Annotated in this window: 18 protein-coding genes and 1 other annotated feature; of the genes, 8 read left to right on the top strand and 10 right to left on the bottom strand. The window is 72.3% G+C overall.

The genetic code is table 11. From position 1 onward, the window contains the following. Positions 1–28: 28 nt before the first annotated feature. The 4 genes from BLW78_RS15875 to BLW78_RS15890 all read right to left on the bottom strand — a co-directional run bounded on the left by BLW78_RS15875 (position 29) and on the right by BLW78_RS15890 (position 4,878). On the bottom strand, positions 29–1,285 hold the full coding sequence (locus BLW78_RS15875; protein WP_170855172.1) for a Zn-dependent hydrolase: 1,257 nt from the start codon (positions 1,283–1,285) through the stop codon (positions 29–31). 126 nt (positions 1,286–1,411) lie between these two features. Continuing rightward, positions 1,412–1,873 carry a tellurite resistance TerB family protein gene (locus tag BLW78_RS15880; RefSeq protein WP_091680734.1) on the bottom strand — a complete coding sequence of 154 codons (462 nt, stop codon included), beginning with the start codon at positions 1,871–1,873 and terminating at the stop codon, positions 1,412–1,414. Positions 1,874–2,103: 230 nt separating this feature from the next. Next, a complete protein-coding gene (locus BLW78_RS15885; protein ID WP_091680736.1) occupies positions 2,104–3,270 on the bottom strand; it encodes a carboxylate-amine ligase in 1,167 nt (388 codons plus the stop codon). 90 nt (positions 3,271–3,360) lie between these two features. After that, positions 3,361–4,878, bottom strand: coding sequence for a CYTH and CHAD domain-containing protein (locus BLW78_RS15890; protein ID WP_091680737.1), 1,518 nt, complete (start codon positions 4,876–4,878; stop codon positions 3,361–3,363). Between the two features lie 375 nt (positions 4,879–5,253). Between BLW78_RS15890 and selB the strand changes: the two genes are divergently transcribed. Next, complete coding sequence (gene selB / locus BLW78_RS15895) at positions 5,254–7,191, top strand: selenocysteine-specific translation elongation factor (RefSeq protein ID WP_244526959.1); 1,938 nt, start codon at positions 5,254–5,256, stop codon at positions 7,189–7,191. Positions 7,192–7,274: 83 nt separating this feature from the next. Here selB and BLW78_RS15900 read toward each other — a convergent pair whose 3' ends face one another. The 3 genes from BLW78_RS15900 to BLW78_RS15910 all read right to left on the bottom strand — a co-directional run bounded on the left by BLW78_RS15900 (position 7,275) and on the right by BLW78_RS15910 (position 9,170). Then, positions 7,275–7,574: a hypothetical protein gene (locus tag BLW78_RS15900; RefSeq protein ID WP_091680741.1), complete on the bottom strand. Its 300-nt coding sequence runs from the start codon at positions 7,572–7,574 to the stop codon at positions 7,275–7,277. A gap of 98 nt (positions 7,575–7,672) precedes the next feature. Then, complete coding sequence (locus BLW78_RS15905) at positions 7,673–7,951, bottom strand: MSMEG_0570 family nitrogen starvation response protein (RefSeq protein ID WP_026605168.1); 279 nt, start codon at positions 7,949–7,951, stop codon at positions 7,673–7,675. Beyond that, complete coding sequence (locus BLW78_RS15910) at positions 7,944–9,170, bottom strand: MSMEG_0565 family glycosyltransferase (RefSeq protein ID WP_091680743.1); 1,227 nt, start codon at positions 9,168–9,170, stop codon at positions 7,944–7,946. The genes BLW78_RS15905 and BLW78_RS15910 overlap by 8 nt, the downstream gene beginning before the upstream one ends. 333 nt (positions 9,171–9,503) lie before the next feature. On the opposite strand from BLW78_RS15910, the gene BLW78_RS15915 reads away from it, so the two are divergent. The 7 genes from BLW78_RS15915 to BLW78_RS15945 all read left to right on the top strand — a co-directional run bounded on the left by BLW78_RS15915 (position 9,504) and on the right by BLW78_RS15945 (position 19,147). Further along, complete coding sequence (locus tag BLW78_RS15915; protein WP_042669649.1) at positions 9,504–10,313, top strand: SGNH/GDSL hydrolase family protein; 810 nt, start codon at positions 9,504–9,506, stop codon at positions 10,311–10,313. Positions 10,314–10,436: 123 nt separating this feature from the next. Beyond that, the gene (gene hslV / locus BLW78_RS15920; RefSeq protein WP_020094598.1) at positions 10,437–10,964 is read left to right on the top strand and encodes an ATP-dependent protease subunit HslV; all 528 of its coding nucleotides are present in this window, start codon (positions 10,437–10,439) and stop codon (positions 10,962–10,964) included. Between the two features lie 470 nt (positions 10,965–11,434). After that, positions 11,435–13,123, top strand: a complete 1,689-nt coding sequence (locus BLW78_RS15925) for a methyl-accepting chemotaxis protein (protein WP_091680745.1) — start codon at positions 11,435–11,437, stop codon at positions 13,121–13,123. A 148-nt stretch (positions 13,124–13,271) separates the two neighbouring features. Then, complete coding sequence (locus BLW78_RS15930) at positions 13,272–14,942, top strand: methyl-accepting chemotaxis protein (protein ID WP_091680747.1); 1,671 nt, start codon at positions 13,272–13,274, stop codon at positions 14,940–14,942. Positions 14,943–15,071: 129 nt separating this feature from the next. Further along, positions 15,072–15,127: a sequence feature (sul1 is cis-regulatory element that is thought to sense ions involved in sulfur or methionine metabolism; They are found in Alphaproteobacteria), on the top strand. Between the two features lie 60 nt (positions 15,128–15,187). Beyond that, positions 15,188–16,684, top strand: a complete 1,497-nt coding sequence (locus BLW78_RS15935) for a SulP family inorganic anion transporter (protein ID WP_091680749.1) — start codon at positions 15,188–15,190, stop codon at positions 16,682–16,684. 100 nt (positions 16,685–16,784) lie between these two features. After that, on the top strand, positions 16,785–18,098 hold the full coding sequence (gene hslU, locus BLW78_RS15940) for an ATP-dependent protease ATPase subunit HslU (RefSeq protein WP_091680751.1): 1,314 nt from the start codon (positions 16,785–16,787) through the stop codon (positions 18,096–18,098). Between the two features lie 161 nt (positions 18,099–18,259). Next, entirely contained in the window at positions 18,260–19,147 is an 888-nt protein-coding gene (locus BLW78_RS15945) for an EamA family transporter (protein WP_091680753.1), read from the top strand. A gap of 10 nt (positions 19,148–19,157) precedes the next feature. On the opposite strand, the gene BLW78_RS15950 is transcribed toward BLW78_RS15945, so the two are convergent. From BLW78_RS15950 to BLW78_RS15960, 3 genes are all read right to left on the bottom strand, one after another. After that, the gene (locus BLW78_RS15950; RefSeq protein WP_010682249.1) at positions 19,158–19,559 is read right to left on the bottom strand and encodes a PTS sugar transporter subunit IIA; all 402 of its coding nucleotides are present in this window, start codon (positions 19,557–19,559) and stop codon (positions 19,158–19,160) included. 174 nt (positions 19,560–19,733) lie between these two features. Then, positions 19,734–20,174 (bottom strand): HPr kinase/phosphorylase, encoded by a 441-nt coding sequence (locus BLW78_RS15955; RefSeq protein ID WP_091680754.1) that lies wholly within the window; start codon positions 20,172–20,174, stop codon positions 19,734–19,736. Further along, the gene (locus BLW78_RS15960; RefSeq protein WP_091680756.1) at positions 20,174–21,979 is read right to left on the bottom strand and encodes a sensor histidine kinase; all 1,806 of its coding nucleotides are present in this window, start codon (positions 21,977–21,979) and stop codon (positions 20,174–20,176) included. Before BLW78_RS15960 ends, BLW78_RS15955 begins: the two co-directional genes overlap by 1 nt. Between the last annotated feature and the right edge of the window lie 15 nt (positions 21,980–21,994).

Below are 21,994 nucleotides of genomic sequence, written 5' to 3' on the forward strand. Positions count from 1 at the left end.
ACGACGGGCGCCGTCCCGGCGGGAAGCCTCAGGCGCGCGGCGCGTTGGCGAGGCGGAGCACCGTCTGCAGCAGGACGTCGGCGCCGGCGGCACAGTCGGCCTGCGTGGCGGATTCCGACTCGTTGTGGCTGACGCCGTCCTTGCACGGCACGAAGATCATCGCCGCCGGGACCTTCGCGGCGAGGTTGCAGGCGTCGTGGCCGGCGCCCGAGATGATCCGGCGGCGCGGATGCCCCAGGCTCTCGGCGGACGCGTCGATCGCCGCCACGATCGCGGGGTCGAACGGCACCGGCTCCTTCCGCCAGATCCGGGTCAGCGCGATCTCCAGATGGCGCCGCGCCGCGATCTCGGCGGCCGCCTCGCCGAGCGCCGCCTCCATCGCGTCGAGGGTCTCGGAGCGCGGGTCGCGCACGTCCACCGTGAAGGCGACCCGGCCCGGCACGACGTTGCGGGAGGGTGCCAGGATCGCGGCCTCGCCGATCGTCGCCACCGCGGTGGGCGCGTGGCCCAGCGCGATCCGCTCGGCGGCCAGGGCGAATTCCGAGAGGGCGAGCAGCGCGTCGCGGCGGCGCGGCATCGGCGTCGTCCCGGCGTGGCTCTCGAAGCCGGTGATCACGCCGTCGAACCACATGATGCCCTGGCCGCCCTCGACCACACCGATGGTCTTGCCCTCGGCCTCCAGGATCGGCCCCTGCTCGATGTGCAGTTCGACGAATGCGCCGATCTCCCGTGTGCCAACGGCCTCCACCCCGCGGTAGCCGATGGCGTCGAGGGCCTCCGCCACCGTAGTGCCGGCGGCGTCGCGCTTCCCCAGGATCTCGTCCGTGGTGAAGTCGCCCGCGTAGGCCGCCGAGGCCATCATGGCGGGGGCGAAGCGCGAGCCCTCCTCGTTGGTCCAGTTGACCACGAGGAGCGGTGCCTCGGTCTCGATGCCGGCATCGTTCAGGCTGCGCATCACCTCGAGCCCCGCCAGCACGCCGAGGACCCCGTCGAACTTGCCGCCGGTCGGCTGGGTGTCGAGGTGCGAGCCGAAGGCGATCGGCTTGCGGCCCATGTCGCGGCCCGGCCGCAGGGCGTACTGCGTGCCGAGTGCGTCGACCGACACGGTGAGCCCGGCCGCCTCGCAGGCCTCCCGGAACCAGTCGCGGACCTGGCCGTCCTCGGTCGAGAGCGTCAGGCGGTTGATGCCGCCGGCCGGCGTGCCGCCGAATTCCGCGGTCTCCAGGATCGTCGCCCAGAGGCGCGCTCCGTCGGCGCGCAGGTTGTGGGTCTTGCTGAGGCTCATCTCGGCCATGCCGGTTCCTTTCACGGCGGGTCGCCGTGCGACGCTGACGTTATAGGCGGGCGCGGCCGACTTGGCAGCGCTCCCACCACGCGCACCCGAGAGCAACCGCGGTGCCAACCCGGCCGGTCAGGCCAGCGGGCGCCGCACCGGGTTGGCGCGCAGGAGCGCGATCGCGTCGACCCGGAGGGCGACGGCGATCTCGCCGAGGGCGCCCGCCTCGATGTTGCTGATCCCGTCCTGGTCGGCGACGTCCGCGGCGATCAGGAAGACGTTCTCGCGCTGGGCCGCGGGCCGCTCGGCGACCGCCGCGACGTGGCGCAGGTTCTCGGCCCGGCCGAGGCGGGTGCGGGCCCGGGCGATGCCCTCGTAGAGCTCCGTCTCCAGCATCAGCGCGTCGTAGCCCTTCATCAGGACCGGGTCGGCCTTCAGGCCGTGCAGGGCGGCGTCGAATTCGGGGCCCGCGACCTCGCCGTCGGCCACGATGACGTTGGCGGCGGCCGAGACCGCCGCGAGCATCAGGGCCTTGTCGCCGGCATAGGCCGTCATGGTACGGCCGACATGGCCGAAGAGGTCGCGCAGGAGGCTCATTCCGGAGGGTCGGCCGCGGAGTCGGGGTGGCTGCTGGAACGCGAGGGATAGCAGAGGACGGCACGGAGGGAACCCGTCGCCCCGCGACCGGCCATAAACGCGCGCGGTACCGGCGGCCAGACATCCTTCGGCAACATGGCCATGCGACTCATACGGCCGACCGCGTCCTCGAGCGCGGCCGACGGAACGCGGCCTCGACGATCCCCCCTCAGCCGGTTCCGCGCCCGTCGTCACGCCGCCGGAGCGATGTTCGGGTGCCCCCCAGGCCCGGACCTCGAGCCGGCGGCGGTCTCCGCCGCGAGATGATCGACCACCGCCGACAGAGCCGCGCGCTCCCGCGCGCCCGACCGGCGCGCCGCCGCGAACACGCCCATCTGCCGGTCGGCGCTCGTCCCCTCCGCCACGATCCGCGCCGCGTGCCCGCAGGCGGCGGCGCAGCCCAGCGCCTCGGCATCCTCGGCGATGTCGGCGAGGAGGGTCTCGACCAGCGCGGAGACCGGCACCGTCCGGACCTGCGCCTCGTCGATGAGCGTCGCGCGCACGCCGTCGCACTCGGCCCGCCAGAGATTCTCCATGACGAGACCGCGGGAGGCGGCGGTCAGGCCGGCATTGAGCCGCTTGTCCCGGACCACCCGGCGCACGAGGCACCGGAACAGCGCGGCGATGCACAGCGCGTCGTCGAGGCGCGTGCAGCTGTCGGCGACCCGCAGTTCGAGGGTCGGATATTTCAGCGACGCGCGCACGTGCCACCAGAGATAGCTGGCATCCGCGATGGCGCCCGAGCGGGTCATCACGTCGACGTAGCGGGCGTAGTCGTCGGCATCGGCGAACAGCTCGGGCACGCCCGTGCGCGGCAGCTCGGCGTAGGCACGCATCCGGTAGCCGGCGAGGCCGGTCAGCTGCTCCTGCCAGAACGGCGAGCCGGTGGAGAGCGCGAGCAGCACTGGCAGGTAGGGCAGCAGCCGGTTGATCAGCCCGACCCGCGCCTCGGGGTCCGGGACCTCCACGTGGACGTGAAGGCCGCAGACGAGGTTGCGCCGGCCGAGCATCCGGAGGTCGGCCATGATCCCGTGGTAGCGGGCCTTGTCGGTGGGGCGCTGGTCGCGCCACCGGGCGGTCGGATGCGTGCCCGCGGCGAAGGTCAGGATCCCGCGCTCGGCGCCGATCTCCGCGAGGCTGCTGCGCAGATCCGCGAGATGCCCCCGTGCCTCGGCGAGATCGGCGGTCGGCGGCGAGGCCACCTCAACCTGGCACTGGAGCTGCTCGCGCTCGGCGGCGTCGAGGCGGGCCCGCACCGCGGCGTGGAAGGCCCGGAGGCCGGCCCGCGGCGTGCCGCGCGTGCGCGCATCGGCCAGGAAGAACTCCTCCTCGATGCCGAACCTGTAGGCGTGGGCCATCCGCGCTCCCTGCCCCGGACGGGCCGATCCGCGTCCGGCGAACGCCGCCGCGCCGGCCGGGTTCCGACCGGGCCGGCGGCGGGAAAAGCCTCAGCGCCAGAAGGGCTTGACGTCGAGGAGCTCGGACCGTGCGTCCGCGGCCGCGTCGAGCAATTTCTGTGCCCCCGGATCGTCGGGACCCGGCATCGGCGGTCCCGACAGGCTCTCGGTCATCGTCCGGGCCGTCTCCAGGTCGTTGAGCGCGCCGAGATGGTCCTGCAGGTCGGAGAGCGCGGCGCCGAACTTCTCCTGCCGGCGGACCGCCTTCTTCTTCCGGTAGAGACCGGCGAAGAACTCCGCGCCGTAGCGGAGCTTCTTGGCGGCGATCCGCGCCCGGTGCCGCGTGTGCGGATCGAGGTGCCGGAGGCCGCGCCCGCGCTTCTTGAGGCGCGCACGCGCCTTGTCGAGCACCTGCGCGGCGAAGTGGCGCCCGTCGACGGCCGCGTCGGGGCCGGCGGCCCAGGAGCCCGCCTCGACCCAGCCGGCGAAGTCGATGACGAGCGCGCGCCATTGCGGGCTCTCGAGGGTCTCCGAGACCGCGTCGTACGCGGTGGCGCGCTCCGCCTCGGCGCGCGCGCGCAGGGCGTCCAGGCCGGGCTCGTCGGGGCGCTGTTCCGCGAGATCCGGCAGCGTGTCGCTCAGGAATACGTCGAGGTTGCGGGCGTGGCCGAAGGGCTCGGTGACGCGCTTGATCTCGTCGTTGAAGCCGGCCGCCCGGGGATCGCTCTCCAGCATGGGCCCGAACAGCGACAGCGCCGAGCGCAGGCGGCGCAGGGAGACGCGGATCTGGTGGAGCGCCTCGGGCGGGCGGCCGCCTTCCAGGAAGGCGGTCTCGTTGAGGCGCAAGTGGCGCAGGCAGGCGCGCGCCACCCGGCGGAAGACCTCCCCGGCGCTCGCGCCCTCGGGCAGTTCCACGGCCTCGGCCTTCACGACGCCGGGCTCGATCCCGTCGAGGAGCGCGTAGCCGACCGCGCTCTTGGCTTTCACGCCGAGGCGCAGCGGCACGGTCTCGGCCAGCTCCCGCGCCAGCGCGAACAGGTCGACCGGATCGCCGGACTGGAGTTCCAGCTCGACCTCGCAGAGCGGCGCGACGCCCGAGTCGGTCTCGACACGGCCCTCGTCGAGGGTCACGAGCACGCGGGACTCGCCCTGCGCGACCGGGACCTCCCGGCGCTGCACCACGGTGGCGAACAGCCGCTCCAGCGGCGCGTCGGCCTCGCGCAGGACCGGCCCGGCGGCCGTGTCGGCCCAGGCCGCGGGCTCCGGCGCCTGCCCGGCGATCTCGCTCTCCCACTCGGCCCGGTCGAACAGGCCGACGCCGCCGCTCCCGGCCTTCACGGTCTGGATATGGCGGTCGCCCTTGGCGCGGACGCGCAGGGTCAGGCCGTTCTTCCGGAGCGCGCGATCGGGCGTGTCGTAGTAGGTCGTCACCAGGGATTCGGGCTCGGTCGCCGACGCGTCCTTCAACCGGGGATGGGACGCGAGCGCCGTCAGATCCGGCCCGGCGCAGTCGAGCTTCAGCTCGACCTCGCGGGGCTCCGCCGCGGCGTGGCTATCGGTGTCGCTCATACGCTCCTCTTCGTCGCCTGCCCCGGCTAACGAGCCAGGGATGGGCTCCGGTTGCATCGCATCCTGCGTCGCATCTCGCGGAACCGGCATCGGGGCGTGACCGTCCGACGCACCCGCGGCAGCAAAGGCGGCGGCGCCGCCGTCGTCAAGCTGGGACGGGACCGGTCGCCCGCGGCGGATGGATGCTGCGCTGCGTTAAAATCGCGCTTTCCCAAAACGGCACGGCGTGGCAAGACAAATTGTCCACAATCCATCTGCCTCGCAGCCCCGGCCCCGACCGCCCGGAGGCGCACACGGCGCCGCGACGCGCCGGCGCGGCGGATTCCCCTTCGAGCGAGCGGTGCGCCCCTTGTGGACGGCGGCACCGCGGAGAAGATGCGGTCGGTGGCTGCTTTGAAGACACTCCTCGTCGGCGTGATCGGGCACGTCGATCACGGCAAGACGGCGCTCGTCCGCGCGCTCACCGGCGTCGAGACCGACCGGCTCAAGGAAGAGCGCGCCCGCGGCGTGTCCATCGTGCCGGGCTTCGCGCTGCTGACCGCCGCGCAGGGCGAGATCGACCTCGTCGACCTGCCGGGCCACGAGCGGTTCGTCCGCGCCATGATCTCCGGCGCCACCGGCATGCGGGCCGTTCTGCTGGCGGTCGACGCCCACGAGGGCATCAAGCCGCAGACGGTGGAGCATCTCGAGATCGCCGCCCTCATTGGCGTGCGCCGCGGTGTCCTGGCGCTGACCAAGGCGGACCTCGCGACGCCCGAGACCGTGGCCGCGCGCGCCGCCGAGATCGCCGCAGCGGCCGCCCGGGCCGGGATCGAGGCCGGCCCGGTCATCGCCACCTCGACCGTGACGGGCGACGGCCTGCCGGAGCTCGCCGCCGCCCTCTCGGCGCTGGTGGCGGAGACGGAACCGGTCCGCGACGACGGCTTCCCCTACCTTCCGGTCGACCGGGTCTTCTCCCGGCCGGGCTTCGGCACCGTCGTGACCGGGACGCTGCGACGCGGGCCGCTCGCGGTCGGCGACACCGTCGAGATCGCCCCCGGCGGCCGCACCGCCACGGTGCGCGGCCTGCAGATCCACGGGCGCGCAGTCGAGCGCGCCGAGCCGGGGCGCCGCACGGCGGTCGCCCTGCGCGGCATCGACCTCGACCAGATCGCCCGTGGGCAGGCGCTGTCGCTGCCGGGCCTGCTCGCGCAGAGCCCGTGGCTCGACGTGGCGATCACCGCGGCCGCGAGTCTGCCGGATGCTCTGGCGGGCGGCACGGCCTGCCGCCTGCTGTTCGGCACCACAGAGGTCGAGGCGCGGCTGCGGCTGCTCGACCGCGACGCCCTGGAGCCGGGCGCTAGTACCCAGGCGCAGCTCCACCTCGGCGAGCCGGTGGCGGTGCCGGCGCGGGAGCCCTTCGTGCTGCGGCTCGATTCGCCCTCCGTCACGGTGGCGGGCGGCCGGATCCTCGACCCGGCGAGCCGCCGCCGCCGGCGCCACGATCCCCGGGTCATGGCCGACCTCGCCGCCCTAGCGGCGGGCGGTCCCGCCGAGTCGATCACGGTCCGCCTCGGGCAGCTCGGCGCGGCCGGGGCACCGCTGAACGAGCTCGCCCGGATCGCCGGTATCGCGCCGGACCGCGCCCGGCAGGCGCTCTCCGAAGACGGTGCCCGCGCGATCGGCGACCGCTTCGTCGGGGCCGCGGCCTTCGAAGCGCTGCGCACCGGCACGCTGGCCGCCCTGGCACACCATCACCGCGACTACCCGATGGAGCACGGCATCGCCCTGGAGCGCCTGTCCCGCGCCCTGGCGCTGCCCGAGGCGGTGACCGGCGCGGTCCTGCGCGACCTCGCGGCGGCCGGCTGCGTCGCCCAGGCGGGCGCCCTGTGGCGACGGGCCGAGTTCGACCCCGCGCGGAACGAGAGCGAGGCCGCCCGCCGGCTAGAGCAGGTCTTCCGCCGCGCCGGCCTCAGCCCGCCCGACGAGGCCGAGGCCATCGGCCGGGACGTGCGCCGCCGCGAGGCGCTGACCTACCTCGTGGGAGCCGGCACGGTGATCCGCGCCGTCGACAGGGTGCAGCGCCGCGCCGTGCTGTTCCACCGGGAAGCGGTGGCCGCCGCCAAGAGCCGCCTGATCGACGCCTTCCCGACGGCGCGGACGGCGGAGACCGGATTTCTGGCCCGCGAGGCCGGTGCGACCCTGGGAATCTCGCGCAAGTTCTCGATCCCGCTGCTGGAGCACCTCGACGCCACGGGCTTCACCCGCCGGGCCGGGGATCGTCGGGTGATCGTCGCCCTCGAACCCGGTCGGGCGGTCCCGGACGCCGGCTGACGCGGCGCGCTCGCTCCGCCGGCGTCCCGCACTTCACCCCTCTTCCACGCTCGAGAAACGCGGCAGCGCGATCGGGAACGGTGCTAGTCGTCCACACCCAACCAGTCGCCGCGTCCGGGCTCGTAGCAGGTGTACCCGATCAGGCAGTTCGGGTTGTCGCGGGTCGGCCGAAAGGCGCGCCGCGCGATCTCGGTGGGCTCGCAGAACGAGCGGTCGCGGACGAACCGATCGTAGGTCATGCCGCCGGTCCCGAGGACGAGCGCTCCGCGGGCCTGGATGAGGCGGATCGTCTGCTGGCAGGTCATCGCCGTGGTGGACGGCCGCGTCTGCGCCGCCGCGGGCGACGCGGCCAGCACCAGCACTGCCGCAATCCGGGTCATCATCGCCTGGGCCTCCGCGCGCCGTGGGTCCTGCGGACAACCCGGCGCACTGCTCGTCCGCGCCGCGTCGCCTCGCCGCACGGCGATGCCGCGGGCCCTCATCAGTCCTCGAAGGCCTCGACGTGGACCGTCCCGGGCTCCTGGCGGCGGGCGCCCTCCTCGATCCGGGCGAGCTGCGCCTGCGCGCGGCCGCACGGGAACCCGTAGCGGGCGCGAACGCGCTCGCTGGCGATGCCCAGGGCCAGCCGGGTCAGCGCGACGAACTCGTCGAGCGGGTAGTCCTGCCCGACCGCGAGGTGGTCCTTGATCACCAGCGACGGCGAGTAGCAGGCCTCGCGCGTCCCGTCCGGCCACCGGATATGGAAGCGCATCTCAGGCATCGCGCGGGACCCGCAGCGTGTTCCAGGCCGCCGCCCCCGTGGCCGCGGCCATCAACGGCGCGTCCCCGGGCGCGAGTTCCGCGTAGGTCGGCAGGTGGCGCGCCGCGCAGGCGTCCCAGACATGGGCCCGGGCGACCTCCCGGCCGGCATTGCGCAGCCGCGCCCGCCGGCTCGGCTCCAGGCTCGCCCGCATGGCCGACGCGATGGCGTCGGTGTCGTCCGGGTTCACCGACAGGGCTTCGCCGGGGGCGATATACTCGGTGAAGGGCGGCCGGCCCGACACGATCACCGGCGTTCCGCTGGCCATCGCCTCCAGAACGCACAGGCCGTAGCTCTCCGCGAGCGAGGGAGAGACCAGGGTGTCGGCCAGCCGGTAGAGGCCCGGCATGTCCGCCTGCGCCAAGGCGCCGGTTCGGATCACCGGCCGGCCGGGCCCGACCTCGAGCCCCTCGCGCTCGAGCGTGGCGCAGCACCGGGCCTCGTAGCCGGCCTGATCGAGAGGCGGCGCGGCGCCGGCCACGACGAGCTGCGCGTCGGGGCAGGTCCGGCGCAGGGCCGCGAAGGCCTCGACGATCGCCAGCGTGTTCCTGCGCGCCTCGAAGCCGCCGACGCTGAGGAAGACCGGGCCGCCGCCGAGGCCGAGGCGGCGGCGGAGCGCGTCATCCTTCGGCCCGGGATCGGGCGTGAAGGCCGCCCCGTCGACGCCCGTGCCGACCACGTCGGCCCGGGCGCCGTACTCGGCCGCCAGCGTCGCCGCCCAGGTCCGGCTGACGCAGAGCAGGCGCCCGGCATCGAGGATCGCCCGCTCCTCCCACTGCGCGAGCCGCGGATCGGTGAACGTGTCGATCCGATGGACCGTGCGCACGAAGCCCGGGATCAGGCGGCGCCGGGTCAGGGTGGCGAGCGCGTTGCCGCTGATCCGGCACTGGGCGTGGAAGACGTCGAAGTCGCAGGCGGCGGGCGTCGAGAAATGCGCCAGGTAGTCGGCGATCCGGGCGCCGACCAGCGCGGCGGCCGGTCCCGCGACCGGCTTGGCCGCGACCGAGATCACCGGACACTGCGCCGCGCGGAAGAAGCCGCCGCCGGTCGGGTCGGGCGCGTGGACCACCGCCTCGTGGCCGAGCCTGCCCAGGGCCTCCCCGAGAGCCAGAGCGTGGACCACGCCGCCGCGCGGGTCGGTCGAGTGCGTGAGGATCGCGATGCGCAAGCGGTCGACCATGGGACGGCTCACGGAGCCCCGCGGCCGGTCGGGGGACGCGCCGCGGCCCCGACCGCGCGCTCCGCCGCCCTCTCGGAGACGCGTCGGGGTATGTTCTGCATGGTTCATGCCGACTCGGCGTCGGACGTGCGGGTGCCGCGACGCCAACGTCGCTGGGGTCGACCCGCCGCGCCGATGTTGCCGGGAATCCTCGGGCAAGGGCGCGCCTCCCCACTCATGCCTAATTTTGCGTTACGAATTCAGTGCGTTTTCAAACTCTGCCCGGAACCGCTCTTTTCAGGGCCCTGTGTCAGATTGTATCTACCGCTCACGAGAGCCGGAGCCGTCGGTCCCGTGTCCAAGACGCTGAACACTGTCTTCCCCGCCCGCAGGATGCTGCGCCGCCTGGGCTTGTTGGGCGCCCTCTTGGTCCTTCCGACGGCGGTCCTCGCTTACGCGGACCTGCTGCCCGAATCCCTGGACATGCTGGGGTTCGACCTGGGCGACAGCCCGGACCTGCCCCACGTCGCCCGCCAGATCGCCATCGGCGCCCCGCTCAAGATCGTCGCCTTCGGGTCGTCCTCGACGGAGGGCGTGGGCGCGTCGACCCCGGCCAACGCCTACCCGGCCCGCCTGCAGATCGACCTGCGCAAGAAGCTGCACGGGATGGACGTGGCGGTCATCAACCGCGGCATCGGCGGCGAGCACGTCGACGACATGCTGGCGCGCCTCGACCGCGACGTGATCGCGGCCGAGCCCCAGCTCGTCATCTGGCAGACGGGCAGCAACGACCCGCTGCGCGGCGTGTCGCTCGACCATTTCCGCGAGGCCACCGTGTCGGCGATCCGCCGGATCCGGGACGCCGGCATCGACGTGGTGCTGATGGAGCCGCAATGGTGCCCGAAGCTCGAATCCACGCCGGGCGCCTCGCGCTTCCGCGACGCGGTGCGCAGCATCGGCGACGAGCTCGACGTGCCGGTGATCCGCCGGGCCGACCTGATGCACGGCTGGGTGCGCGAGGGTAAACTGACGACCAAGCAGCTCTTCGCCGCCGACGGCCTGCACATGGCCGACCGCGGCTACGCGCTCCTGGCCGAGGCCGCCGCGCAGTCGATCCTGCAGGATGCCGGCCCGGTGCGCAGCCCCGAGGCGGTCGCCGAGTAGGCACGAAGCCCGGCGCCGGCTGGACTCGGCCGGCGAAGCTCCCCATCTCGGCGCGATCGAGAGCGGAGCCGAATCTTGAGCCAGGACGCATTCAGGTACGACGACCGGGGCGCCGTCCCCCAGATGCACGCGACCACGATCCTGATGGTCCGCAAGGGCGGCCGCGTCGTCATCGGCGGCGACGGTCAGGTCAGCCTCGGCCAGACCATCGTGAAGGGGAACGCCCGCAAGGTCCGGCGCCTCGCCAAGGGCGCGGTGATCGGCGGCTTCGCCGGCGCCACCGCGGACGCGTTCACGCTGTTCGAGCGCCTCGAAGCCAAGCTGGAGCAGTATCCCGGTCAGCTGACCCGGGCCTGCGTGGAACTCACCAAGGATTGGCGGACGGACCGCTACCTGCGCCGGCTCGAGGCGATGATGCTGGTCGCCGACCGCGAGGTCAGCCTGCTCCTGTCGGGCTCGGGCGACGTGCTGGAGCCCGAGAGCGGCGTCATGGCCATCGGGTCTGGCGGCAATTACGCCCTGGCGGCCGCCCGCGCGCTGGAGGACGGCGACCTCGACGCCGAGGCGATCGTGCGGCGGGCCATGACGATCGCCGCCGAGATCTGCGTCTACACCAACGGAAACCTCGTCATCGAGGCGCTGGATACCTGAGACCCGGCCGGGCGGAGCCGAGTTCGCCGGCTCCGCCGCCGTCGCCGTGCGCTCGATCGCACACGGTGTGCCCGCGTCGCCCGGATCCCGTCGCGGGCGCACGCGCATCGGCGCGGGGTCTGCCCGGCTGAACGCGGGTCATCACAGCTTCCGCGCGAAACGCGCCGCGGGCGAATACGCTACGGCGCCGGTCTTCGCATCCTGCAAACCTTCCTCGAAGCCGCGCACGAATCGTAGCGCCGCAACGAAATCCGGCCCGACGCCTCTTATCTCAGGTTGTACTCGCCGACGACAACAGTGCGCGGGACGATCACCGACGCTCGATTGCTGACAGCAGGTTTTCAACCGCCGTTCAACCGGATTCATCCGGGCGATACAGCCCGCTGTAAGACAAAATTTACAGCGTATAATTTATCACAACCGCCAGGGAACCAAATCCGAATTCCCGAATGGGGCCCTGGGGACTGAAAATGCGCTCGATCAACGATGTCCGGATCGTAACGAAGCTGACTGCCGCATTCGGCAGCCTGGCGGCGGTCACGGTGGGGATCAGCGCCATCGGATACAGTCACCTGTCTTCGATCGAGCGCGTCAATCATCTCACGGAGCACTCCTATCAGGTCATCTCCGCCCTCGACGGCCTCACGCAGGCGATGGTCAATCAGGAGACCGGCCTGCGCGGTTACCTGATCGCGGGCGATCCGAAATTCCTGGAGCCGCTCCGCGCCGGCCAGAAGTCCTTCAAGGTGTCCCTGGAGAGCGCCAAGTCGCTCACCGCCGACAACGCCGCCCAGCAGGCGCGCCTGGAGGCCGTGCGCGGCTCGGCGGAGACATGGTCGAACGATATCGCCGCCAGGGAGATGGCCCTCGTCGAGGCGGGGAACCTCGACAAGGCCCGGCAGATCGAGGCGAGCGGCGCCGGCAAGGCGTCCATGGATGCCCTGCGCGCCAAGATCGGCGAGGCCGAGAAAGCGGAGCGCGACCTCCTCGCCGCCCGAAGCGACGAGCAGGCGCGCTCCTTCGGCGCCGCCTACCTCGCGAGCCTGCTCGGCAGCGTCGCCAGCGTCGTCATCGCGGGGCTGCTGGCCTTCCTCGTCTTCGCCATGCTGACCCGCCCCCTCGGCCGCCTCGTGGCCGTGCTGCAGCGCATGGCCCGCGGCGAGATCGAGGCCGAGATCAAGGAGGCCGCCCGCGGCGACGAGATCGGCGCGGTCGGGCGTGCCGTGGACGGGATCAAGGCGATGGTCGCCAAGAAGGCCGCGGAGGAGGCCGAGATGAAGCGGATCGCCGACGCGGCCGCCGCGGCCGAGCGGCGCCGGACCATGATCGAACTCGCCGACAGCTTCGATCGCGCGGTCGGCGGCATCGTCGGCATGGTCTCGTCCTCGGCCACCGAGCTGCAGGCAACCGCCCGGACCATGTCGGCGACGGCGTCCCAGACCTCGAGCCAGTCGAACACGGTCGCGGCGGCCGCCGAGGAGGCCGCCTCCAACGTCAACACCGTCGCGGCCGCGGCCGAGGAACTCGGCTCGTCGGTGCAGGAGATCGGCCGGCAGGTGGACGGCTCGGCGCATCTGGCGCAGCGGGCCGTCTCCGACGCCGATCAGACCGGCGCGCTCGTCCAGGAACTAAGCAATTCCGTGTCGCGGATCGGCGACGTGGTCGGGTTGATCTCCAACATCGCCGGCCAGACCAATCTGCTTGCCCTCAACGCCACCATCGAGGCGGCCCGCGCCGGGGCCGCCGGCAAGGGCTTCGCGGTCGTCGCCTCCGAGGTGAAGGCCCTGGCCGAGCAGACTGCCAAGGCGACGCACGAGATCTCCGGCCAGATCGCGCAGATCCAGGCCTCGACCGGGCAGGCGGTCACGTCGATCGCCGGCATCACGGACCGGATCCGCGAGATCAGCGGCGTCGCCACCTCGATCGCCGCCGCGGTCGAGGAACAGGGTGCGGCGACCCAGGAGATCGTCCGCAACGTCGCGCAGGCGGCCGTCGGCGCCGGCGAGGTCACGAGCAACATCTCCGGCGTCGCCGGCGCGGCCGAGGAGACCGGCGTCGCCGCCGGCCAGGTTCTCGACGCGGCCTCGGAACTGTCCCGGCAATCCGAGCACCTGACTGCGGAGGTCAGCCGCTTCCTCGACACCGTTCGGGCGGCCTGATCGGGTCGGGCGCGGCGCCCGCCGCGCCCCTTCCTCATCAGGACCCTGCTCAGAGGCGTGACAAATAATTCCGGATCAGCTCAGTTTACGACGTCTTGACGAATAACCGGCATTTTGACGCCAATCGCGTCTCGACGGTCGGATAGCAATGAAAATCGGCGGAAAACTCCTGAGCTTCGTCGGCGCCTGCAGCCTGACGACGCTGGTCGTGGCAGGGGTCAGCGTCGCGACGCTGAAGAGCTTCGAGCGCTCGCTGACGAGCGTCGAGAGCGCGTCGATCCGGGCGCTCGACGCCGCGAACTTCAACCGCCTCGCCGCCGAAGTCACCATGGACTCGCGCGGCGTCTACGCCTCCGCCGACCGCGCGGAAGCTGCGAAGTACACCGCCGGGATCCGCAAGGGTCTCGCCGAGATGGACGCGCTGCGGGCCGACTGGGCACCGCGGGTGACCGAGGCCGAGCGGCCGCTCTTCGAGACGATGGTGCGCAACGCCGACGCGTTCCGCGCCCTCCGCAGCGCCCTCGCGGACGCGGGCGACACGACCGGCCCCAAGGCGGCCGCGGAGCTCGGGTTCAACGACGCCAACCGGGCAAACCGCAAGGCCTTCCAGGCCAGCATCGACGCCCTGGTGAAGCAGGGCCGGGGCGAGATGGCGGCGATCAAGGCCGACACCCAGGCCCTGTTCGAGACGCGCACCCTCCTCCTGCTCGGCCTCGCCCTGATCGGCACCGTGATCTGCTGCGCCCTCGGCCTGCTCATCGGTCAGCGGCAGATCGCCCGGCCGCTGCGGGCGGTCTCGGACTCGATCCAGCGCCTCTCGCGCGGCGACCACACCCTGCCCGCCGTCAAGCCGGGACGCGACGAGATCGGCGCGATCTGGACGAGCATGCAGGTCTTCAGCGACACGATGCGGGAGGCCGAGGGCCTGCGGCACGAGCACCAGCGGCTGGAGGCCGACACGGCGACGCGCAAGCGCGCCGAGATGGCCGGGCTCGCCGAGCGGTTCCAGGGCAGCATCGGCGGACTCGTCGAGCACCTCGCCGGGGCCGCCGCCGGGCTGGAGCGTGCCGCCGCGACCATGGCGGGCAACGCCGAGCACGCCGGCACACAGTCGCAGGCGGTCACCCGCGCCGCCGAGACGACGGCCCACAACGTCGAGGCCGTCGCCGCCGCCACCGAGGAACTCGCCGCCACCGCCAGCGAGATCGGCGTCCAGGTGACCCAGACCTCGACGGCCGCCGAGAGCGCCGTCGAGGCGACGCGGCGGACCCGGGCGAGCGTCCAGGCCCTCGCCCGCAGCGCCGACGGGATCGGGCAGGTCGTCTCCCTCATCTCCACCATCGCCGGGCAGACCAACCTGCTGGCGCTCAACGCCACGATCGAGGCGGCGCGGGCCGGCGAGGCCGGGCGCGGCTTCGCGGTCGTCGCCACCGAGGTGAAGGATCTCGCGACGCAGACCGCCAAGGCCACCGAGGAGATCGCCGGGCAGATCGCCGCGATGCGGACCGCGACCCACGACGCCGTCGCGGCGATCGAGGAGATCGGCGGCACGATCGAGCAGGTCCACGGGATCGCCCTCGGCGTGGCCGCCGCCGTCGAGGAGCAGCAACTGGCGACCCAGGAGATCGCCCGCAGCGTCTCCGAAGCCGCCAGCGGCACCCGCGCCGTCACAGACACGATGGCGCTGGTCCTGGGCGCGGCCCGCGAGACGGGCGCCAGCGCCGCGGAAGTCCTCGACGCCGCCGCCGACATCGCGCGCCGCTCGAACGGGCTCGGCGGCGAGGTCGCGGGCTTCGTGACCCAGGTCCGCGCGGCCTGAGGCGGCCGGACCGACGCGCCCGTCATTTCGGAACCGCAGAGCCGGACCCGCGATGACGGAAGCGTCGCCGAGCGTTTCCCGCCACGTTGTTGCATTGCAGCGCGCGCGCCCCTAGGGTCGGCGCATTCGCAAGGACCCGGTGAAAGCCCGGGTGGCTCTTCCGGCCGCCGATCCGCCGGACCACGCATTCGAGACGCGCTCTGACCCGCCAGCGACGCGGGCACGCCGCTCGTGCGGATTCATCGATGTCAACACACGCAGCCCGGAACGCCGGATATCTCCGGTCGTGGACCTCCAACCTGCGCGGCGACACCCTGTCGGGGATCGTCGTCGCCCTCGCGCTGATCCCAGAGGCCATCGGCTTCTCGGTCATCGCCGGAGTCGACCCGAAGGTCGGCCTCTACGCCTCGGTCGTCATCGCCTGCACCATCGCCTTCGCCGGCGGTCGCCCGGCCATGGTCTCGGCCGCCACCGCCGCCACCGCGGTGGTGATGGTCGACCTCGTGCGCGAGCACGGCGTCCAGTACCTCTTCGCCGCCACGATCCTGATGGGCGTCATCCAGATCCTGGCCGGGTTGCTCAGGCTGGGCCGGCTGATGCGGTTCGTCTCGCAATCGGTGATGACCGGTTTCGTCAACGCGCTGGCGATCCTGATCTTCCTGGCGCAGTTGCCCGAGCTCACCGGGGTCACGCCGGCGACCTACGGGCTGATCGCCCTCGGTCTGGCGATCATCTACGGATTCCCGCGGATCACCCGCGCGATCCCGTCGCCGCTCGTCGCCATCGCGGTGCTGACGGCGATCACCGCGATCTTCCACCTCGACGTGCGCACGGTCGCCCATCTCGGCGCCCTACCCTCGACGCTGCCGAGCTTCGCCCTGCCGGACGTGCCCCTCACCCTCGAGACCCTGCGGATCCTCCTGCCCTACGCGGCGACGCTCGCCGCGGTCGGCCTGCTGGAGAGCCTGCTCACGGCGCAGATCGTCGACGACATGACCGACACGGCCAGCGACAAGAATCGCGAGTGCATGGGCCAGGGTGTGGCCAACATGACCTCGGCCCTGTTCGGCGGCATGGGCGGCTGCGCGATGATCGGCCAGTCGGTGATCAACGTCTCGTCGGGCGCCCGCGGCCGCCTCTCGACGCTCGTGGCCGGCGCGTTCCTGCTGGTGCTCCTCGTGGCACTGCAGGACCTGCTGGCCGTCGTGCCGGTGGCGGCGCTGACGGCCGTGATGATCATGGTCTCGATCAACACCTTCTCGTGGCGCTCGCTGCTGCGGCTGCGCACCAACCCTCTGCCCTCCTCGGCGGTGATGCTGGCGACCGTCCTGGTCGTGGTCGCCACCAAGGATCTCGCGATCGGCGTGCTGGTCGGCGTGCTGCTGTCCGGCGTGTTCTTCGCCGGCAAGGTCGCCCGGCTCAACCGGATCACGTCCGCCCTCTCGGCCGACGGCCGCACCCGGACCTACACCGTCACCGGGCAGGTGTTCTTCGCCTCGGCGGGGACTTTCTCGGAGGCGATCGACGTGCTGGAGCCGGTCGAGCGCCTCGTCATCGACGTCCACGCGGCGCATTTCTGGGACATCTCGGCCATTGCGGCCCTCGACCGGGTGGTGCTCAAGGCCCGCGCCCGGGGCCGCGACGTGGCGGTCATCGGCCTCAACGAGGCCAGCGCGACCCTGCTGGAGCGGTTCGGCCGGCACGACAAGGGCGACGCCGCGGCGGTCCCGGCGGCGCACTGAGGCGGCGACCGGCCGACGCGTGGCCCCTTGCGCGGGGCCGCGCGCGACCCCATTCCCGGCGCGGGGCCGTTTTCGGGCCGGGAACAGGGATGGCAAAGCGGTGACGACGTTCTCTCCCCGCGAGATCGTGTCCGAGCTCGATCGGTTCATCGTCGGGCAACACGACGCCAAGCGAGCCGTGGCGATCGCGCTGCGCAATCGCTGGCGGCGCCAGCAGCTGACCGGTCCGCTCCGCGAGGAGGTCGCGCCCAAGAACATCCTGATGATCGGGCCGACCGGCTGCGGCAAGACCGAGATCGCCCGCCGCCTCGCCCGGCTCGCCAACGCGCCGTTCCTGAAGGTCGAGGCCACCAAGTTCACCGAGGTCGGCTACGTCGGCCGCGACGTCGAGCAGATCGTCCGCGACCTCGTCGAGGTGGCGATCGGCCTGACGCGGCAGGTCAAGCGCGAGGGCGTCAAGGCCAAGGCCGAGGCGGCAGCCGAGAACCGGATCCTCGACGCGCTGGTCGGCCCGACGGCGAGCCAGGCCACCCGCGACAGCTTCCGGCGCAAGCTCCGCAACAGCGAGCTCGACGACAAGGAAGTGGAGCTGGAACTGACCTCCGGCGCCCCCGCGGGCATGCCGATGTTCGAGATACCCGGCGTTCCGGGCGCCTCGATGGGCGCGATCAACATCGGCGACATGCTCGGCAAGGCGCTCGGCGGCCAGCGCGGCAAGCCGCGCCGTGTGCTGGTGCGGGACGCCTACGCGCCGCTGATGGCCGAGGAATCCGACAAGCTCGTCGACGACGAGGCGCTCGTCCGCGAGGCGATCCGCGAGGTCGAGAACAACGGCATCGTCTTCCTCGACGAGATCGACAAGATCTGCGCCCGCGAGGGCCGCTCGTCCGGCGACGTCTCGCGCGAGGGCGTGCAGCGCGACCTGCTGCCGCTGATCGAGGGCACGACCGTCGCCACCAAGCACGGGCCGGTGAAGACCGACCACGTGCTGTTCATCGCCTCGGGCGCCTTCCACGTCTCGAAGCCGGCGGACCTCCTCCCCGAGTTGCAGGGCCGCCTGCCGATCCGGGTGGAATTGCAGCCGCTGACGGTGGACGATTTCAAGCAGATCCTGACCGCCACCGAGGCGAGCCTTCTCAAGCAGACGGTCGCGCTGATGGAGACCGAGGGCGTCACCCTCACCTTCTCCGACGACGCCGTGGACGCGCTCGCGCGGGTCGCCGTGGAGGTGAACTCCTCGGTGGAGAATATCGGCGCGCGCCGGCTCCAGACGGTGCTGGAGCGGGTGATCGACGAGGTCTCCTTCACCGCCACCGATCGGTCCGGCGAGACGGTGCCGATCGACGCGGCCTACGTGCGCGACCGGGTGCAGGATCTGGCCTCGAACGCGGATCTGAGCCGCTTCATCCTGTAAGGGCCGGTCACGGACGACGCCGGGCCGGCGGACGCTCCGCTGGCCCCGGACGGCGAGCCGTGCGCGAGGATGGCGTGTGCCATGAGGCCGAGCGTGGGCCGCGGCGGCCCCGGCATCTGCTATGCCCGCGCCGGATCCCGGTCCTCAGGAATGTCGCCCCCGTGTCACGCAACAGGTTCGGCCTCGGCGATACGGTGCTGTCCGTGGCGGCGCTGGTCACCGGCATGGTGTCGCTCCAGTGCGGCGCGACCTTCGCCAAGAGCCTGTTCCCGGCGCTGGGCGCGGCGGGGACCTCGGCCCTCCGGGTCGGCTTCTCGGCGCTGATCCTGATTGCCGTCTGGCGGCCCTGGCGGCGCAGCCTCCCGGCACGCGAGGCCGGCTGGATCGCCCTCTACGGGACGGCCCTCGGGCTGATGAACCTCCTGTTCTACCTCGCGCTGGCACGGCTGCCGCTCGGACCGGCCGTGGCCATCGAGTTCGTCGGGCCGCTGGCGGTCGCGCTGATCGCATCGCGCCGCCGCTCGGATTTCCTGTGGATCGGCGTGGCGGTGGCGGGGCTCGCGCTGCTGCTGCCGATCGCCAGCGCGGACGGCCTCGACCCGGTCGGCGTCGTCCTCGATCTCGGCGCGGCCCTGTGCTGGGCGCTCTACATCCTGTTCGGGCAGCGCGCGGGGCGGATCGACGGCGGCCAGGCCGTGTCCCTGGGCATGCTGACGGCGGCCCTCGTCGTGGCGCCGTTCGGCGTGGCGGAGGCCGGACCGGCCCTGCTCGCGCCCGGACTCCTCATAGCCGGCTTCGCGGTGGCGCTGCTGTCGAGCGCCCTGCCCTACTCGCTGGAGATGGTCGCCCTGCGCCGCCTGGACCGGAAGAGCTTCGGCGTGCTGATGAGCCTGGAGCCCGCCGTGGCGGCCTGCGCGGGTCTGGTCCTGCTGGGAGAGCGAATCAGCGCCGTCCAGTGGCTGGCGATCGCGCTGGTGATCGCGGCATCGGTGGGAATCACCGTGAGCGCGCGGCGCGCGGCTCCGCCGGCGGCCGTCCTGGAAGCCTGATCCCGGAGAACTACTTGCCCGCCAGGACGCGCGAAGCGACGTTGATGTATTTGCGGCCGGCTTCCTGCGCGTGCAGCACGGCGTCGCCGAGCTTCTCCTCGTCGCGGACGCTGGCCAGCTTGATCAGCATCGGCAGGTTGATCCCCGCCACGACCTCCACCGATCCGCCGTTCATGCAGGACAGCGCGAGGTTCGACGGCGTGCCCCCGAACATGTCGGTCAGCACCACCACACCGTCCCCGGTATTCACGCGACAGACCGCGGACATGATGTCCCGGCGTCGCAGCTCCATATCGTCCTCCGGCCCGATCGTGATCGTTTCGATCTGATCCTGTGGACCGACCACGTGCTCCAGCGCGGCCTTGAACTCGGTCGCCAGGAGTCCGTGGGTGACGAGCACCATGCCAATCATCGACACGTGTTCCAACGTCCTGTGTGTGCCGCCATGTTGTGCATCGCACAGCCCCCCACAAGGCGATCGCGACTTTTTTGCCCGGACATTGGTGCGATCATGCCACGGCCGCCGCGTGTGCGCCATGGGGGATACCAGTCTTGGGCGAATCGAGGCGACTGTGCGGCTGCGAAGTCACGGCCGCGGCTTTCGCAGCGCCGCACGAACCAGGAGCGGTGCGAGGCCGGCCGCCCGCGCACCCCGATCGAGGACGAGGCGCGGAACGGCGAGGCCGAGGATGTCGGCGGGTTCCGGCGACTCGGGCAGGCGCGGTGCCGTCTCCACCAAGTCGACGGCGAGATGCAGCACCGCGTCCGGCCGCACCGCCAGGCCGAGATCGGCCGCCGACAGGATCCCCTGGCCGCGGACCTCGACACGTCCGGCGAGCGCGGGATGGGGACCGGCCGTGATTCGCCCGTCGCGAATCGCGCAGACGACCCGGTCGTCCGCCACGAAGGCCCCGTCCGGCGCGGCTGCGAGCAGGAGCGCGAGGCTCGACTTGCCCGCACCCGAGAGACCGCGAATCAGGATCCCGGCCCCGCACAGCGCGACGCAGGCGCCGTGCAGGGTGACCATCAGGCGTGGAGCTGCCGCGGCGCCGCCGGCAGGCGCACGATGAAGCGGGCGCCGCGCACCGTCGGCTCGCCGTCCTCGTCGGGGGCGCCGGGCCGGTTCTCGGCGCGGATCGTGCCGCGATGGGCCTGGACGATCTGGCGGGAGATCGACAGGCCGAGGCCGGAGTTCTGGCCGAAACCCTGCTCCGGCCGGTCGGTGTAGAAGCGCTCGAAGATCCGCTCCAGGGCGTGCTCCGGGATGCCAGGTCCCTCGTCCTCGCAGATCATCTCGACCTCGCCGCGCACGCGGCGCAGCACGACCCGGACCTTCGCGTCGGTCGGCGAGAACGAGCGGGCGTTGTCGAGGAGGTTGTTGACCACCTGCCCGAGCCGGCTGTCGTGGCCGATGATCGTGAACGGCGCGTCCTGCTCCGAGCCCGTCGCCTCGACGTCGAGCTGGATCAGGCAATCCTTCGGGCGCCGGCGCTCGTTGGCGACCGACACGACGGTGGTGAGCAGCCGCCGGAGATCGACGCGCCGGGCCTCGGCGCGGGCGAGCTCCGCGTCGAGGCGCGAGGCGTCGGCGATGTCGCTGATCAGACGGTCGAGGCGCTTCACGTCGTGCTGGATGATCGCCATCAGCCGGCCACGGGACTCGTCGGTCTTGGCGAGCGGCAGTGTCTCGACCGCGCTGCGGAGCGAGGTCAGCGGGTTCTTCAACTCGTGGCTGACATCCGCCGCAAAACTCTCGATCGCGTCGATCCGCCGGTAGAGGGCCTGAGTCATGTCGCGCAGGGCGCCCGACAGGTGGCCGATCTCGTCCGTGCGTTCGGTGAAGTCCGGGATCTCCTCGCGGGTCTTGATACCCATGCGGACCTTCTCGGCGGCCTCCGCGAGGCGGCGGACCGGTCCCGCGATCGCACCCGCCAGCAGGAACGAGAGCACCACCATCACCGCCGAGGCGACGAGGAAGACCTGCAGCAGACCGAACCGCTCCGAAGCGATGACCCGGTCGATGGCGTCGCCCTGAGTCGAGATCAGGAGGGCGCCGCGGACCGAGCCCGCCCGGTGGATCGGCACCGCCACCGAGACGGTGGTCTCACCGAGCTTGTTCCGGCGCACGAGGCTGCCGCGGTTGCCGCCGAGCGCCGCCTGGACCTCCCGGAGCGAGTGCCCGTTCACCGGTCCCGTCTCCTCGGTGGTCTCGGACCGGCTGCGGAACAGGCCGCCGAGCTTGGACTGGACCGCCTCGAAGGCGGATTCGAGGATGCCGGGCTTGTGGGGCTTCGGCTCGAGCGGGTCGGGCCGGTTGGCATCGCCGCGCTTGAACAGGGTGCGGGTGTCGAACAGGAGGCCGCCCTCCTGGTCGTAGACCCGGGCGCGGTTGCCCGTCGGCGTCACGAGGCGCGACAGCAGCGGCGCCACCTTCTCGGGGTTCAGCGAGAAGGCGAGCGGCTGCGATTCCTCCTCCGCCGCCTCGCCGGCCTGCTGCTGGAGCAGCTTGTCGGGATCGATTCGGATCGTGTCGGTGTCCACCGAGGCCGAGGCGGCGATCGCCCCCGCGATGATCTCGCCCTGGATGGCGAGGCTCTGGATCCGGGCCTGGATCAGGCCCTGGCGGAACTGGTTGAGGTAGAGGAACCCGACGAGGAGCGCGATCAGCCCGACGAGGTTGAGGACGACGATGCGGCGCGTCAGGCTCGACGAGGCGCGCTGGCCGACCGCCTCCCACACGGCGCGGGGCCAGCCGAGCGGTCGGGACAGGGTCTGGGCCAGGGAGGCGCGGGGCGGGGCATCCTCGGTCTGGGTCTGGGTACGTGCGGCCACGGGGCTGATCCTGGA

Origin of the sequence: Methylobacterium sp. 275MFSha3.1 (assembly GCF_900108435.1) — a bacterium.
GTDB lineage: Bacteria > Pseudomonadota > Alphaproteobacteria > Rhizobiales > Beijerinckiaceae > Methylobacterium.

Excerpts from the sequence above, each read along its gene's own strand:
- BLW78_RS15875 (WP_170855172.1), bottom strand. The coding sequence starts at position 1,285 with ATGAGCCTCAGCAAGACCCACAACCTGCGCGCCGACGGAGCGCGCCTC.
- BLW78_RS15880 (WP_091680734.1), bottom strand. The coding sequence starts at position 1,873 with ATGAGCCTCCTGCGCGACCTCTTCGGCCATGTCGGCCGTACCATGACG.
- BLW78_RS15885 (WP_091680736.1), bottom strand. The coding sequence starts at position 3,270 with ATGGCCCACGCCTACAGGTTCGGCATCGAGGAGGAGTTCTTCCTGGCC.
- BLW78_RS15890 (WP_091680737.1), bottom strand. The coding sequence starts at position 4,878 with ATGAGCGACACCGATAGCCACGCCGCGGCGGAGCCCCGCGAGGTCGAG.
- selB (WP_244526959.1), top strand. The coding sequence starts at position 5,254 with ATGCGGTCGGTGGCTGCTTTGAAGACACTCCTCGTCGGCGTGATCGGG.
- BLW78_RS15900 (WP_091680741.1), bottom strand. The coding sequence starts at position 7,574 with ATGATGACCCGGATTGCGGCAGTGCTGGTGCTGGCCGCGTCGCCCGCG.
- BLW78_RS15905 (WP_026605168.1), bottom strand. The coding sequence starts at position 7,951 with ATGCCTGAGATGCGCTTCCATATCCGGTGGCCGGACGGGACGCGCGAG.
- BLW78_RS15910 (WP_091680743.1), bottom strand. The coding sequence starts at position 9,170 with ATGGTCGACCGCTTGCGCATCGCGATCCTCACGCACTCGACCGACCCG.
- hslV (WP_020094598.1), top strand. The coding sequence starts at position 10,437 with ATGCACGCGACCACGATCCTGATGGTCCGCAAGGGCGGCCGCGTCGTC.
- BLW78_RS15925 (WP_091680745.1), top strand. The coding sequence starts at position 11,435 with ATGCGCTCGATCAACGATGTCCGGATCGTAACGAAGCTGACTGCCGCA.
- BLW78_RS15930 (WP_091680747.1), top strand. The coding sequence starts at position 13,272 with ATGAAAATCGGCGGAAAACTCCTGAGCTTCGTCGGCGCCTGCAGCCTG.
- BLW78_RS15935 (WP_091680749.1), top strand. The coding sequence starts at position 15,188 with ATGTCAACACACGCAGCCCGGAACGCCGGATATCTCCGGTCGTGGACC.
- BLW78_RS15950 (WP_010682249.1), bottom strand. The coding sequence starts at position 19,559 with ATGATTGGCATGGTGCTCGTCACCCACGGACTCCTGGCGACCGAGTTC.
- BLW78_RS15955 (WP_091680754.1), bottom strand. The coding sequence starts at position 20,174 with ATGGTCACCCTGCACGGCGCCTGCGTCGCGCTGTGCGGGGCCGGGATC.